This window comes from Myxosarcina sp. GI1, assembly GCF_000756305.1.
Classification (GTDB): domain Bacteria; phylum Cyanobacteriota; class Cyanobacteriia; order Cyanobacteriales; family Xenococcaceae; genus Myxosarcina.
Window position 1 is genome coordinate 22,959 of sequence record NZ_JRFE01000013.1, and the last position, 13,077, is coordinate 36,035.

14 protein-coding genes are annotated in these 13,077 nt (G+C 41.5%); 8 read left to right on the plus strand and 6 right to left on the minus strand.

All coding sequences use genetic code 11. The annotated features are described in order from the left end of the window. The first annotated feature begins 11 nt into the window (after window positions 1-11). Window positions 12-1,337 (plus strand): replicative DNA helicase, encoded by a 1,326-nt coding sequence (gene dnaB / locus KV40_RS06635; RefSeq protein WP_036479191.1) that lies wholly within the window; start codon window positions 12-14, stop codon window positions 1,335-1,337. A gap of 2 nt (window positions 1,338-1,339) precedes the next feature. On the opposite strand, the gene KV40_RS06640 is transcribed toward dnaB, so the two are convergent. Further along, complete coding sequence (locus tag KV40_RS06640) at window positions 1,340-1,813, minus strand: DUF4112 domain-containing protein (protein WP_036479192.1); 474 nt, start codon at window positions 1,811-1,813, stop codon at window positions 1,340-1,342. A 192-nt stretch (window positions 1,814-2,005) separates the two neighbouring features. Between KV40_RS06640 and rbfA the strand changes: the two genes are divergently transcribed. From rbfA to KV40_RS06660, 4 genes are all read left to right on the plus strand, one after another. After that, window positions 2,006-2,404 (plus strand): 30S ribosome-binding factor RbfA, encoded by a 399-nt coding sequence (gene rbfA / locus KV40_RS06645; protein WP_036479194.1) that lies wholly within the window; start codon window positions 2,006-2,008, stop codon window positions 2,402-2,404. 6 nt (window positions 2,405-2,410) lie between these two features. Then, window positions 2,411-4,123, plus strand: coding sequence for a glycoside hydrolase family 3 N-terminal domain-containing protein (locus tag KV40_RS06650; RefSeq protein ID WP_036479197.1), 1,713 nt, complete (start codon window positions 2,411-2,413; stop codon window positions 4,121-4,123). A gap of 142 nt (window positions 4,124-4,265) precedes the next feature. Beyond that, a complete protein-coding gene (locus KV40_RS06655) occupies window positions 4,266-4,508 on the plus strand; it encodes a DUF4327 family protein (protein ID WP_036479198.1) in 243 nt (80 codons plus the stop codon). 334 nt (window positions 4,509-4,842) lie between these two features. Beyond that, entirely contained in the window at window positions 4,843-5,085 is a 243-nt protein-coding gene (locus tag KV40_RS06660) for a DUF4327 family protein (RefSeq protein WP_036479200.1), read from the plus strand. Between the two features lie 66 nt (window positions 5,086-5,151). Here the strand turns inward: KV40_RS06660 and KV40_RS06665 are convergent, their stop codons facing one another. The 4 genes from KV40_RS06665 to KV40_RS06680 form a co-directional block, all read right to left on the minus strand. Next, window positions 5,152-5,496: a hypothetical protein gene (locus KV40_RS06665; protein WP_036479202.1), complete on the minus strand. Its 345-nt coding sequence runs from the start codon at window positions 5,494-5,496 to the stop codon at window positions 5,152-5,154. 141 nt (window positions 5,497-5,637) lie between these two features. Continuing rightward, window positions 5,638-6,108 carry a divergent PAP2 family protein gene (locus tag KV40_RS06670; protein WP_036479204.1) on the minus strand — a complete coding sequence of 157 codons (471 nt, stop codon included), beginning with the start codon at window positions 6,106-6,108 and terminating at the stop codon, window positions 5,638-5,640. Window positions 6,109-6,202: 94 nt separating this feature from the next. Continuing rightward, entirely contained in the window at window positions 6,203-7,129 is a 927-nt protein-coding gene (gene crtE / locus KV40_RS06675) for a geranylgeranyl diphosphate synthase CrtE (protein WP_036479206.1), read from the minus strand. A gap of 71 nt (window positions 7,130-7,200) precedes the next feature. Next, window positions 7,201-7,494 carry a DUF2288 domain-containing protein gene (locus KV40_RS06680; RefSeq protein ID WP_036479208.1) on the minus strand — a complete coding sequence of 98 codons (294 nt, stop codon included), beginning with the start codon at window positions 7,492-7,494 and terminating at the stop codon, window positions 7,201-7,203. Window positions 7,495-7,649: 155 nt separating this feature from the next. Here KV40_RS06680 and recN point away from each other — a divergent pair, with 155 nt between their 5' ends. From recN to KV40_RS34710, 3 genes are all read left to right on the plus strand, one after another. Beyond that, a complete protein-coding gene (recN, locus tag KV40_RS06685; RefSeq protein WP_036479210.1) occupies window positions 7,650-9,419 on the plus strand; it encodes a DNA repair protein RecN in 1,770 nt (589 codons plus the stop codon). Between the two features lie 63 nt (window positions 9,420-9,482). Next, window positions 9,483-9,893 carry a preQ(1) synthase gene (queF, locus tag KV40_RS06690; RefSeq protein WP_036479212.1) on the plus strand — a complete coding sequence of 137 codons (411 nt, stop codon included), beginning with the start codon at window positions 9,483-9,485 and terminating at the stop codon, window positions 9,891-9,893. Between the two features lie 87 nt (window positions 9,894-9,980). Continuing rightward, a complete protein-coding gene (locus KV40_RS34710; protein ID WP_036479214.1) occupies window positions 9,981-10,151 on the plus strand; it encodes a chlorophyll a/b-binding protein in 171 nt (56 codons plus the stop codon). A gap of 156 nt (window positions 10,152-10,307) precedes the next feature. On the opposite strand, the gene KV40_RS06700 is transcribed toward KV40_RS34710, so the two are convergent. Beyond that, window positions 10,308-12,884 carry a DUF3536 domain-containing protein gene (locus tag KV40_RS06700; protein ID WP_036479217.1) on the minus strand — a complete coding sequence of 859 codons (2,577 nt, stop codon included), beginning with the start codon at window positions 12,882-12,884 and terminating at the stop codon, window positions 10,308-10,310. Window positions 12,885-13,077: the final 193 nt, after the last annotated feature.

The window sequence follows — 13,077 nt, forward strand, 5'->3', positions numbered from 1 at the left end:
TACACATAGATATGATAGAAAATTTGCCACCAGCCAACATTGAAGCCGAAGAAGAAATTTTAGGTGGTATTTTACTAGATCCCGAAGCCATGACTAGAGTGGCCGAACTATTAGTCAAAGATGCTTTTTACGTAAAAGCACATCGAGAAATCTACCAAGCTGCTTTAACCTTGCATGGTCAAGGTAAACCTACAGACTTAATGGCGGTTACTAGTTACTTGAGCGATCGCAATTTGTTAGACAAAGTTGGCGGTACTACCAAACTAGCGACGCTACTCAACCGTACCGTTTCGGCTGTGAATATAGATCGCTATGCCAACCTGATTATGGATAAATATATCCGTCGTCAGTTGATAACTTCGGGTCATGAAATTGTCGATCTCGGTTACGATAACGCCACCGAATTAGAAGTAGTTCTCGACGAATCCGAACAAAAAATCTTTCGCCTCACTCAAGAACGCCCGCAGCAAGGGTTAGTGCCAATATCCGAAACTTTGGTGACTACCTTTAATACGATTGAAGACTTGCATCAGGAAACCGCCTTACCAGGTATTCCTTCAGGCTTCTACGATTTAGATTCTATGACCAGCGGTTTTAGCCGTTCTGACTTAATTATCGTCGCTGGAAGACCGTCAATGGGTAAAACGGCATTTTCTCTTTGTATAGCTTCGAGTATCGCTAAAAATCATCAACTACCAGTGGCAATCTTTAGTTTAGAGATGTCAAGAGAGCAATTGACTCAAAGACTCTTATCTAGTGAAGCTAAAATTGCCAGCAATCGGCTGCGATCGGGTAGAATCGCCCAGAATGAGTTTGAACCGCTGGTTAACGCCGTTAGTAACCTTTCCGAACTGCCAATTTTTATCGACGATACGGCAAATCTTTCGGTGATGCAGATGCGATCGCAAGTACGCCGCCTACAGGCACAGCAGAAAGAACCATTAGGGTTGGTGTTACTCGACTACCTACAGCTAATGGAAGGTGGCGGCGATAACCGCGTTCAGGAATTATCCAAAATGACTAGAAGTCTTAAAGGCTTGGCTAGAGAACTCAATGTGCCGATTATTGCCCTATCTCAATTGAGTCGGGGAGTAGAACAAAGAACCAACAAACGTCCCATGCTATCGGATCTAAGAGAAAGCGGTTCCATCGAGCAGGACGCAGATTTGGTAATTATGCTCTATCGCGATGAATACTACAATCCCGATAGCCCAGAACGCGGTATTGCTGAAGCTAGTATAGTCAAACATCGTAATGGTCCTGTAGGTACGGTCAAGCTAATTTTTAATGCCGAATTGACTAAGTTTGAAAGTATGGCTAGACCTGGTGGCTATTGATGCTAAGAGAGTGTCTGCCACAACCAACGAATTACCAAGACGGTAAAGGTAGCAAATCCAACGACAATAATTACCAGTAGCAGAATCAACCCAGTTAAAAATAACCAATCGCTCTTACGATTATCACCATCGTACTGTATGTGTTTTTCTAACAAAGTCATGTTTCTGACGTTAGCTTTCCAACCAACATCAAAAATGTCGCCGATAACTGGCACCGTACCCAATACCGAGTCAAAGAGAATATTACCTACCATCTGCCAAATGACTTGTCGCGGTATTCCCATTCGTGCGGCTTCGACAATAATATATGCCCCCAAAGCACCAGTTACGGTATCGCCACCGCCAGGAAGCAACCCCAAAATCGGATCTAATCCGATACGATAGCCAATTCCAGGTATGGCGATCGCATTATCGAGTAAGTTAGAAAGACGACGGAGACGATTAATTTTAGTGGTATGAGGTTGAGGAGTTGGCATAAAGCTGTAATTCTCTTAAGGAAATAAACAGAACCGCGAGCCTTATTATACTTTGAGGTAAGATCGCCTTTAAATTTTAGCTGTTAGTAAAGCGATCGCCTACAGCAATCGTTCTCAGAAATAGTTACAATCTAGAATGGTGTTCGGCAATATACGAACTCCTGATAGGTTGCAAAGATAGAGGAAAAGATTATGGCTAATAGCCGTCGCGTGTCTCGCGTAGCTTCACTGATTAAGCGAGAAGTCGGTCAGATGTTGATTAACGGAATCAAAGACGATCGCGTTGGTTCTGGACTGGTCAGCATTACCGATGTCGATGTTTCTGGAGATTTGCAACACGTTAAAATCTTTGTCAGTATCTATGGTACTGAAGAAGCTAAAGCCGAGACGATGGAAGGGCTAAAGTCTTCTGTTGGCTATGTTCGTCGAGAGTTGGGACACAGAATGCGGTTGCGACGTACTCCAGAAATTGCCTTTTATGAAGATCGCTCTTTAGAAAGGGGCGATCGCATGTTAAATTTACTCGACGAAATAAAACAGGATCGCAAACAAAAAACTCATACGGCACAATTAGATGAAGATGTCAGTTAAATATTAGTGTCTACAACTTCATATAGTCCCACTTTATCTTTAAAACAACAAATCGGACAAATGATTATTGTCCGCGCTTCTGGCTATCTATTCGACCATCAAATTAGATATCCTGCCTGGGAAGCTAGCAACACTAAGTTACAAACATGGCTGGAAGAATTAAACTTAGGCGGAGTAATTTTATTAGGGGGTAGCAGTGTCGAACTACAGGCGCGATCGCGTCAACTGCAAGCCTGGGCAAAGACTTCTTTATTTATCGCAGCCGATATTGAAGAAGGAGTAGGGCAGCGTTTTAGCGGTGCGACATGGTTTCCGCCACCGATGGCGTTAGGGGCAATTGCGGCTAAAAACCTCAGCTTGGCAGAGAAATATGCAACAGAAATTGGTGCTATTACTGCCAGAGAAGCCTTAGCAGTAGGCATTAACTGGCTATTAGCACCTGTAGTAGATGTCAACAATAATCCTGATAACCCTGTAATAAATATTCGTGCTTTTGGCGATAATCCTGTTATTGTCAGTAAATTAGCAGCGGCTTTTATTAAAGGTGCCAATTCCCAACCAATTTTAACTACCGCCAAACATTTCCCAGGACATGGAGATACTGCCGTCGATTCTCATTTGGCTTTACCCTCGTTACCTCATTCAGATTCGCGTCTGGCAGCAGTGGAACTACCGCCGTTTGAAACGGCGATCGCTGCTGGCGTAGACAGCGTGATGACGGCGCATCTATCTATTCCTGTTTGGGATGAAAGATACCCTGCAACTTTGTCTTCGGCAATTGTAAACGATCGCCTGAGAAAGCGGCTAGGTTTTGATGGTTTGGTAGTTACCGATGCTTTGATTATGGGTGGTATAACTAAATTTGCCTCTCCAGAAGAAATTGCGATAAGGGCAATCGAAGCTGGTAGCGATATTTTATTAATGCCCGACGATCCCGAAGTGGCAATCGCTGCTATTTACAATGCCGTAATGTCTGGGCGCATCAGCCGACAAAGAATTGAAGAGTCTCTCGCCCGCATCGCAAAAGCGAAAGCTAAAGTAATTAGTAATAGTGAGGCAGAATTATCCCTGTTATCTACTAAGAAAGCAAAAGTTTTGGTTAAAGCAGTTTTACAAGACTCGTTGCGATCGGGAGGCAAGTTACCACTGCGATCGCAGCCAGATATCGAGCAACGCTCAATCGCAACAGCCCTTCAAAGAAGGGCACGCCCCCTAGCGGGGGCGGGGAAGCAGAGCTTCCCGTCTGGAGGGAACCTCCAGCGACCGATTGAGTCGCGCAATTTAATTGTGGTAGACGATGTACTTAACTGTGCTTTTTTAGATATTCATACTCCAGCAATAACTATTCCCCAACAGTTTAATTACCACAGACAGATCGTAGATTACAATACCATTGGCGCGATCGCTACCGCTCCCAGACCGACGCTACTACAAATATTTATTCGGGGCAATCCTTTTCGCGGTACTTCTGGGCTAACTACTCAAACTAAAAGTATTTATCGGCAACTTGTATCTAAAGAATTGGTAACGGGTTTAATTATTTATGGCAGCCCCTATGTTTTAGACTGGTTTATTAGCTTTATGTCTCAAGATTTGCCCTGGGTATTTTGTTACGGACAAATGTCAATAGCGCAGGCGATCGCGCTAAAAACTTTATTTAACCTTCCTTCAGATGAAAAGTACACTATTACTAAAACTGAAATAGATTTTGGATTTTAGAGATAGTTCGGTTATAGATGAAGATTTTTGAGTAATTAGAAGTTTTGTACGTTTCGATACAGCAAAAAATTAATTACCCCTTCCATATTCTGCTATATGGTTTATAGTTATATGTATAGTTATAAATTTATTTTACAGATATATGACAACTGCAACTGTTTCACCTGCTCCTAAAATAGGCTATTCCTTAGATAGCATCAAAGACGAAGCTCGCCAGCTAATTGAGAAAGGCGTTATTAGTCGCCAACAGCCAATTTACGTACTTTGTAAGTTTATCCCCGCTCGTGAATGGGTCGGAGTTGAATGCGAATTGGAAAGATGTGATTATTTACTCCGCGATCCTATTGGCGATTTGGTTGCTTATCAAACTTGGGAAAATGATTGAGTTGAAACCTTTTCATTAAGTTTTTTTAATAGTTTTATAAAACCAAAAAATTTTTTTTAGCAGCAAAAACCTAGTAAACTAGGTTTTTTTTATATTATATTTATTTTTTTCATCTATCAAAAGAAATAATCTAAATTAGCGATAGATTATCAATATCGCTCGCTCGATACTTTTAAAAAAGTAAAATTAAAAGATTAAGTTTGCTTTAAAAACTTAATCTTTTTTGACAAATAAGTAATCAAATATACAAAATAACAGAGTATTATTAAATGACATAGATAAATTGATTTCGCACTGCAAAATATTCTTTATTCGTTTTAGTGGGTAACTTTTTATGAGTACCAATGCCGCTTTAGCCCCAAACTCCCTTCAATATTCTATAGAAACTCTTCGAGAAGAAGTACGTCATCTAGTAGAACGAGGAGTTATTCGACGCACTCAACCCCTATATGTTTTGTGTGAGTATTTACCCGCTAGGGAATGGTTGGGAATTGAGTGCCAATTGGAAAGATATGACTACTTGCTTCGCGATCGCATTGGAGATTTAATTGGCGAACCACGGTGGGAAAGCGATTAACCGTTATCAATGAACAATGTTTACCGATCCGTTGTTGATTGCTCATTGCTCATTGCTTATTGTCATTTACACTCTTTCTAAATATGAATTTAAATCATCAACTAGCTGAGTTAGCTCGACTTCAGTAGTAATGCGAATGCGCTCATCACGCATGGTCAGCAAAATCTTAGCTGCAAAAGGACTGGGATAAATATTGGGATTGCAAAATATCTCTAAAAAGATTTCTCCCGTATAGCGATACTCCATAGATTTTTGAGGTTGAGGTCTACTGCCGCTATTAGGATCGCGAGTTGCAGACGCTTTCAGACTTTGCATGAGATTAGATATTTCTTGCTGAAGCTGTTTGGCTCCATCAGGTGTAAAGTTGAAGCTAAGAGAACCTTGAGGAATATTAATCGTTAGTTGAGTCATAAATAACTAATATATATATCTGCCAACAAAAATTGAATTAAAACTAGGCTATTCAAACCTCAAGCGATTGTCGATCGCATCAGCTAAACTTTGAGGTAATTGGAAACATTTTAGGTTTTAAAGCGTAGGTAATAGGTTTACTTAACTAATTTGCAAACTACTGTATGTGGAAAACAGCATTGCAATACCGATTCCTAAAAGCAGTCCAACAACTACTTGAAAAGGAGTATGTCCTAAAAGTTCTTTTAATCTTTCTTCATTAAAATGGTGTTTTTCTTGAAACAATTCATCGACAATTTGATTGAGGATTTTAGCCTGTTTTCCTGCTGCTTGCCGCACACCTGCTGCGTCGTACATGACAATTACCGCAAATAAACAGGCGATCGCAAATTCTGGAGAAGACCAACCCATATTTAAACCGATATAGGTTGCCAAAGAACCGACTAATGCCGAATGCGCGCTAGGCATTCCCCCCGTAGTTACTAAATAGTTAAGATTGACTCTGCGTTTCCTAATCAACTCAATTGCTAGCTTTAATCCTTGAGCAGTCAAACAAGCAAGGACTGCAACCAGCAGTGTCTGATTGTGGAATATGTCAGCAAATTCCTGCATGGTTTGTTTTGTGCCTCAACAACTTCATCTAAGTTTGGTGCGTTTTTTATTAGCGAAAGATCGTGTTCCAGAAAAAATTAAAAATATAGTAGTTCTATCGATCGCGAGTTACGATAAATTCGGCAATTGCTGTTAGCGGTTTGGCTCTGTCGCCATAAATTTTTAGTTGGGCGATCGCTTCAGCTACTAACTGTCTGGCTTGAGCCTGAGATTTTTCTAATCCCCATAAACTAGGATAGGTAGCTTTTTGCGCTCGTATATCTTTGCCTGCGGTTTTTCCTAATTGTTCGTTTGTCGCCGTAATATCTAAAATATCATCAATTATCTGGAAAGCCAGACCGATGTTTTGAGCATAACTAGTAAGTCTGGCAATATCTGTCTGACTAGCACCTGTTAAAATTGCTCCCGATTCTACAGAAGCTCTTAATAAAGCTCCTGTTTTATGAGTATGAATAAAAGTTAAAGTTTCTGCATCCAAATCGGTTTTACCTTCGGATTCAAGATCTAGCACCTGACCGCCTACCAAGCCTGCCGCACCTACCGTACGTCCCAAACAGGCAATAACCTGTAAGATTTTTTCTGGCGCGACGTTTTTGGTTGTCAGGGCAACATGCTCGAAGGCATAAGCTAACAGTCCATCACCCGCTAAGATGGCAATATCTTCACCATAAACTTTATGATTGGTGGGTTTTCCCCGACGATAATCATCATCGTCCATTGCCGGCAGATCGTCGTGAATTAAAGACATGGTATGAATCATCTCTAAAGCACAGGCGGTCGGCATTGCCATTTCAATTGTTCCTCCTGCCAGTTCGCAAGTTGCCAAACACAAAATTGGTCGCAACCGTTTACCTCCAGCCAGAAGAGAATAACGCATGGCCTCATAAATCGTCGCAGGTCTAGTAATAGATATAGAGCGATCCAAAGCCTGTTCGACTAGAGCTTTTCGCTGCTGTAAATAGCTTTTTAAGTTAAATGTAGATTGCTCCGTCTCGGTCAGTATTTCTTCAGTCTCTACCATATCTATTGCTGCTTAACTAACTGTACTCATTATTACCCGATTGGTAACTTTCACCAAACAAAAATTGCAGTTTATTCGGCAAGTTCCTGAACGAGTACGAATGGCTGTACGATGAGCGTGGCAAACTGTTTTTGCGGTGCTAGATTCCAGTCAGCAAGCTGTTGAGAAGATGGTTTGCCAATTTTCTGTCGATCGATCCAGTTTTTAACCAGGCAAGAATTATCTTTAGCAATTGCCGCACCTACATCAACTAAATTCAGTGTTTTTGTAACTACAATTACCGCATCTCTTTTGGCATGAGGTATGAGATCTTTCCAGGCAATATTAGCTAGATCTTGACTTAGTCGGTCTTGAATATCTGGCATTTCAGGTTCGTTCTAAAGCAATAGAGCCATCTTAGAATTAAATATTGCAATTATCAATTGGTTTACTCTCGTCGGTGGATTCAGCTAAACTTCTTAATAAGACATATTCGATTCTGTTTATATTTACTACTTAAAATCAGGCTTTTTTTATCTAAATGCTCGTCAATCTAAAAATTAATAATTTTGCTTTGATCGATCGCCTGGAACTCGATCTAGATCGGGGTTTAAACGTGCTTACAGGAGAGACTGGAGCGGGAAAATCGATTATTCTCGATGCGATCGATTTGGTGTTGGGAGGCAAAACTAGCAGTCGCCAAATCAGAAGCGGCAGCGATCGCGCTTTAATCGAGGCAACTTTTGCTATTGCTCCAGAGCTAAATAGTTGGCTGAGTTCTTTAGAAATCGATCTTTTAGAAGAAAATATCTTAATTTGCAGTCGAGAATTAGTAGTTAGTAAAAAGAATAATAGTATGCGATCGCGCTGTCGGGTTAATGGTACTCTAGTCAACCGACAGTTAATGGCAGAGTTGCGATCGCGGCTGGTTGAAATTACCGCTCAGGGACAGACAATAAGTTTATTGGTTACCGAAAAGCAGCGAGATTTACTAGATCTCTATGGGGGTAAGTCGTTAGTAGAACAGCGTCAAAAAGTCGCTGCGGCGTTTGAAAAATTTCAACAAACTTCAAAAAAATTAACTAAGCGTCGTCAATCAGAGCAAGAATTATTACAGCGTCAAGATTTACTAAAATTTCAGCTAAAAGATTTAACCGAAGCCGAACTCAACGAACCAGACGAATTAGAACAGCTACATCAAGAACGCGATCGCCTGGCTCATGTAGTGGAACTCCAGCAATTGAGTTATCAAGTTTACCAGCTTTTATACCAAAACGATAACGAAGCCGCCGCTGCTGCCGATTTATTAGGAGAAGCAGAGTCTCATTTGAGTGAAATGACCGAATACGATAGCGAACTGACGGCAATTTTAGAAATGGTGCAGTCGGGAATAGCTCAAATTGTCGAAGCAGGACAACAAATCAATCGCTATGGTGAAGATTTAGAAGCCGATCCAGAACGATTAGCCGAAATTGAAGCCAGAATCAGGCTATTAAAAAATATTTGTCGCAAATACGGACCCGATTTAGCCGACGCGATCGCCTTGGAAAGTAAGTTAAAGCAAGAATTAGCACAGTTAACCGACAGTGGACAGTCTATTGAAGTTTTGCAACAAGAACATCAAGAGGCTGCCAAACGTCTAAAACGTGTCTGCGAGGGATTGACCAAGCTGAGAAAACAAGCTGCGATCGAGCTAGAAAAACAGTTGACTGCAGAACTCAAGCCTTTAGCGATGGACAAGGTCGTATTTGAATGTCGTCTTGTGTCTTGTCCCCCAAGTGCTACAGGTGCAGATAAAGTGGTATTTTACTTTAGTCCCAACGCGGGGGAGCAGATTCAACCCCTATCGGAAACCGCTTCGGGGGGAGAAATGAGTCGGTTTTTACTGGCACTCAAAGCCTGTTTTTCCGATTCCGAACGGGGTTCTAGTACCTTAGTATTCGATGAAATCGATGCGGGAGTATCGGGCAAAGTCGCCCAGGCGATCGCTGAAAAACTCTATCAACTTAGCGTGCAACATCAGGTACTGTGCGTAACTCACCAACCGTTAGTAGCGGCTATGGCTGACGGACACTATAAGGTAGAAAAAACTATTGTCGAAGAAATTGCCGCCAACCTCGAACATCGCAACGGCGACTCGGCAATTCCCGATATTCGTACTGTAGTAAGAATCAAACCCCTCAGCGATCTCGGACTTCGTACTCAGGAAATAGCCCAAATTACAGGAGGACATTCGGCAGGAGAAGCGGTAGCGTTTGCCGAGTCCTTATTAAACCAGGCTACTGTTTATCGTCAGCAAACTAAGAAGTAGAAAGCAATTACTACTTTCAAACGCAAAAAAGTTTAAAATTTAATAAACTTAGTTGACAATTTTATGACTACTTCTCCCAAATCTACAGAAAGCAACGATATTAAGTATGGGGAAAGAAAGATTGCCGTAGGAGATTTAATTACTTTCCCTAACCCCAGAGTGGGTAGACGTTATAACGTTAATATTACTCTGCCAGAATTTACCTGTAAGTGTCCGTTTTCTGGCTATCCCGATTTTGCCACAATTCATCTAACTTATTCGCCTAATGAAAAAGTAGTCGAGCTAAAAGCGTTGAAGCTATACATTAATAGCTATCGCGATCGCTACATTTCTCATGAAGAAGTAATCAACCAAATATTAGATGATTTTGTTGCCGCTTGCGATCCCCTGGAAGCAAAAATTACGGGCGATTTTAATCCCAGAGGTAACGTTCATACAGTTATTGAAGTGCAGCATCAAAGAGATGTTCGATAACAATAAATGTAACGTTTGGTAAAGAAATCTATTAAAATACCAAGTGAAAAACTATTACAAATTGTTTAGATAAGAGGTAAATCGATAATGTCACAAACTCAACCTACTGTTACCCCCAAACTAGAGGAACCTAAATTTGGATTTAACTCTTATGCCGAACTACTTAACGGTCGTGCTGCCATGATTGGTTTTGTTTTGATGATAGCGATTGAATATGTAACTGGACAGGGACTGCTTGCTTGGTTGGGTTTGCAGTAAACGACCTTATGAACATAAAAAAATAGTGCTTTTTTAGGCAGGGAGCAGGGAGCAGTGAGCAGAGGTGTTAATTTTGTCTTGCTTATTTCTCCTTTTTTCCTGCTTCTAAGTAAAACTATATTCCTATCAAAGTTTTACTTTCTCACTTTCCCCACATCAGTCAAGCCACTCACCTATGTCGATCGCCAGTCTTTGTCCGAGTTGCAGCAGGGGTTTCATCTCCGATAATTTCCAGCGACAGGTGTTTTCTTCGTGAGAGGAGATAAAGCAATTAGGCACGATACGTTGATGAAAACAGTTATAGTAAGTTTCTTGAGCGCGATCGAGGGATAAACCCAAGTGTAATTTTTCTCCTACTGAAATCGCCCGTTCTAACCTGGCTACATCGGTTTCTAGAGTATCAGGATCGCCATCATAGAGTAATTTCCAAAGCAAACGCAAAATTGACTGTTCTAAAATCTTTTTCGCTTTGGGCAAATTTAGCTGGCACTGAAGATGATTGGCTTCGTTAGCGGTGGCTATTAGTTCGGCTAAATGGACATCTAGCTTTTGGGGATCGCCAATTGCTTTTTCTAAAGCAGAGATCGCGTTGCGACAGCGAGTAGAAAGAGCTACTTCTGCGGCTACTTTTAGCTCTTGGGGAACGGGTAGTTCTTCCCGTTGAAAAGCCGCGATGATACTGTAGTTTTCTTGATAAACCTGACCGTACAGGCGGTCGAGATGTACTTTAGTTTTGATCGTCAACAGACGCACGATACGCTGTCTTTCTTCGGCAAATAAATGCTGTAAATTAAAAGAGCGATCGCCAAAAAAGCGATTCATTGTGGTAATCGTTCGTGCCGCACTAGCCTGCTTGAGATCTGCAAATAGCTGCTGTTTTAATTCACTGTAGGTCAAACGTCCGTTAAAGACTTTAATGCAGCAGTGAAAATCCCAACCCCCCAAATGCAGTACGGCAAAAACATAGTGATGGCTTTCCCAGGTAATTTCCGAAGTCAAGCGTACCTGTCCTACAGATAAAGCCAATCTTCCCATCTGCTGTTTTTGGTAGTCTAGCTGCTCGACTTTATAGCAATAAATTCTCTCTTGCTGGAGATAGTTAATAAATAACGAGCTAATAGCATAATGTGCCGTTACCTGCTCGAAACCAATTTGCGCCGAAGATACTAATTCTTGATAGACTTTGGCACCGTTGCCAAACAATTCCACATTACTAGGAGCTTGCGTCAACCGCAAGATAAATTCTTCTCTAAGCTGAATTCCCGTTACTTCTCCCGCCAATTCTAAAGCGCGAGCCGCATAACGCAAAATTTGCACTCCTTCAGGGCGCGATATTTCTTCAAAAAACCAACCGCAACTGGTGTACATTAGTAGCGCGTGACGCTGCATTTCTAACAGGCGCAGGGCATCGATGCGCTCTTCTGCCGTTAGTTCGTAAGCTTGATGAGTTTGTAAAAATTGTTCTACCTTCTCGACGGAGCGATCGCCAATAACGGCTACGTATTCATCTCTAGCTAACCAGGGATCGATAAATAGTTTTCTACCTCTATCTTCATAGACTTCAATCGTGCGATCGCGCAGCCAGTCTAAAGTTTCTCTCAGGGGTTTGCGCCACAGTTGATGCCAAACACCACCGCCACCACAACCGCAATTATCTTGCCAGCGATCGACACCATGAGCGCAACTCCAGGCAGTAACGGGTTTGAGAACTACTTCCCAGGTTGGAGGAGAGATACTCAAATAGTGAGCGTAATTAGTAACCGTCCAGCCACGATGGGGAAATTCTTCAGTAAAAGCATATCCCAAACATTTTTCCGTTCCGTTTTTATGATGTCCAAAAGTTTCTCCGTCAGTAGCAACGCTGATTATTTGAGCGGGACGGCGATCCCCTTTTACTGCCTGTCCGATTCTACTGGCAAAGTTATCGGCAGTATTGAGAACATCGTTAAAACCCATATCGCGAGAAATTGGTCCATCGTAGAAAAAGATATCGATGTAGCGACCATCTTCAATGAAACAGCGATAGGGACGGGTGGGATCGATTTGCGAACCGCCCACTTCATGCCATTCTGGCTCTGATGTCTCTGCTGTGGGAAGCGGACGACAGCGTTCGGCTTGAGAGGGTGCCAGAATGATAAAGCGAATTTCTTCATCAATCAAAGCTTCGACAGTTGCATAGTCTACTGCCGTCTCAGCCAACCACATTCCTTCGGGATCGCGTCCGAAGCGAGAACGGAAATCGGCTTTGCCCCAGCGAATTTGAGTGTATTTATCCCGCTTATTAGCTAGAGGCAAAATAATATGATTGTAAACTTGCGCGATTGCATTACCGCGTCCGTTTAGTCGGCGACTGCTTTTTTTATCGGCTTCAATGATGCGCTGATAAACTTCGGGATCGTATTTTTCCAGCCATGACATCAGAGTTGCACCGATGTTAAAGCTTAAATACTCAAAGTTATTAACGATTCCAATTACTTCTTGTCGGTCATTGAGAATTCTGGCAAAAGCATTAGGACGATAGCATTCATGATGAATGCGTTCGTTCCAGTCGTGATAGGGATGTGCGCTAGGCTGTCTCTCAATCGTATCTAAATAGGGGTTTTCTCTAGGTGGTTGATAAAAATGCCCGTGAATAGTAACGTAAACACCGTGAGCTTTTTTTAAAGGCTCGCTAAAATTAGAGCGATCTGAATTGGAGCTAAAAACTTTAGTATTCTTTGCTGTAGATACCATATTTAAAATATAAATAAAGTCTTGCTAATTTAATTAAAAAGCTGAAGCTTAAAAGTGCCGTGTAGAGAGTTGAGCCTTTATCTATTTAAGCTTAAATTTCGGACAAATGGATACTTTTGTCAAAATTACCTGACAAAAGCTTTTATTTTTAATTCGCTCTCTTTTAATTATTATTGACTACAATTATAAAACA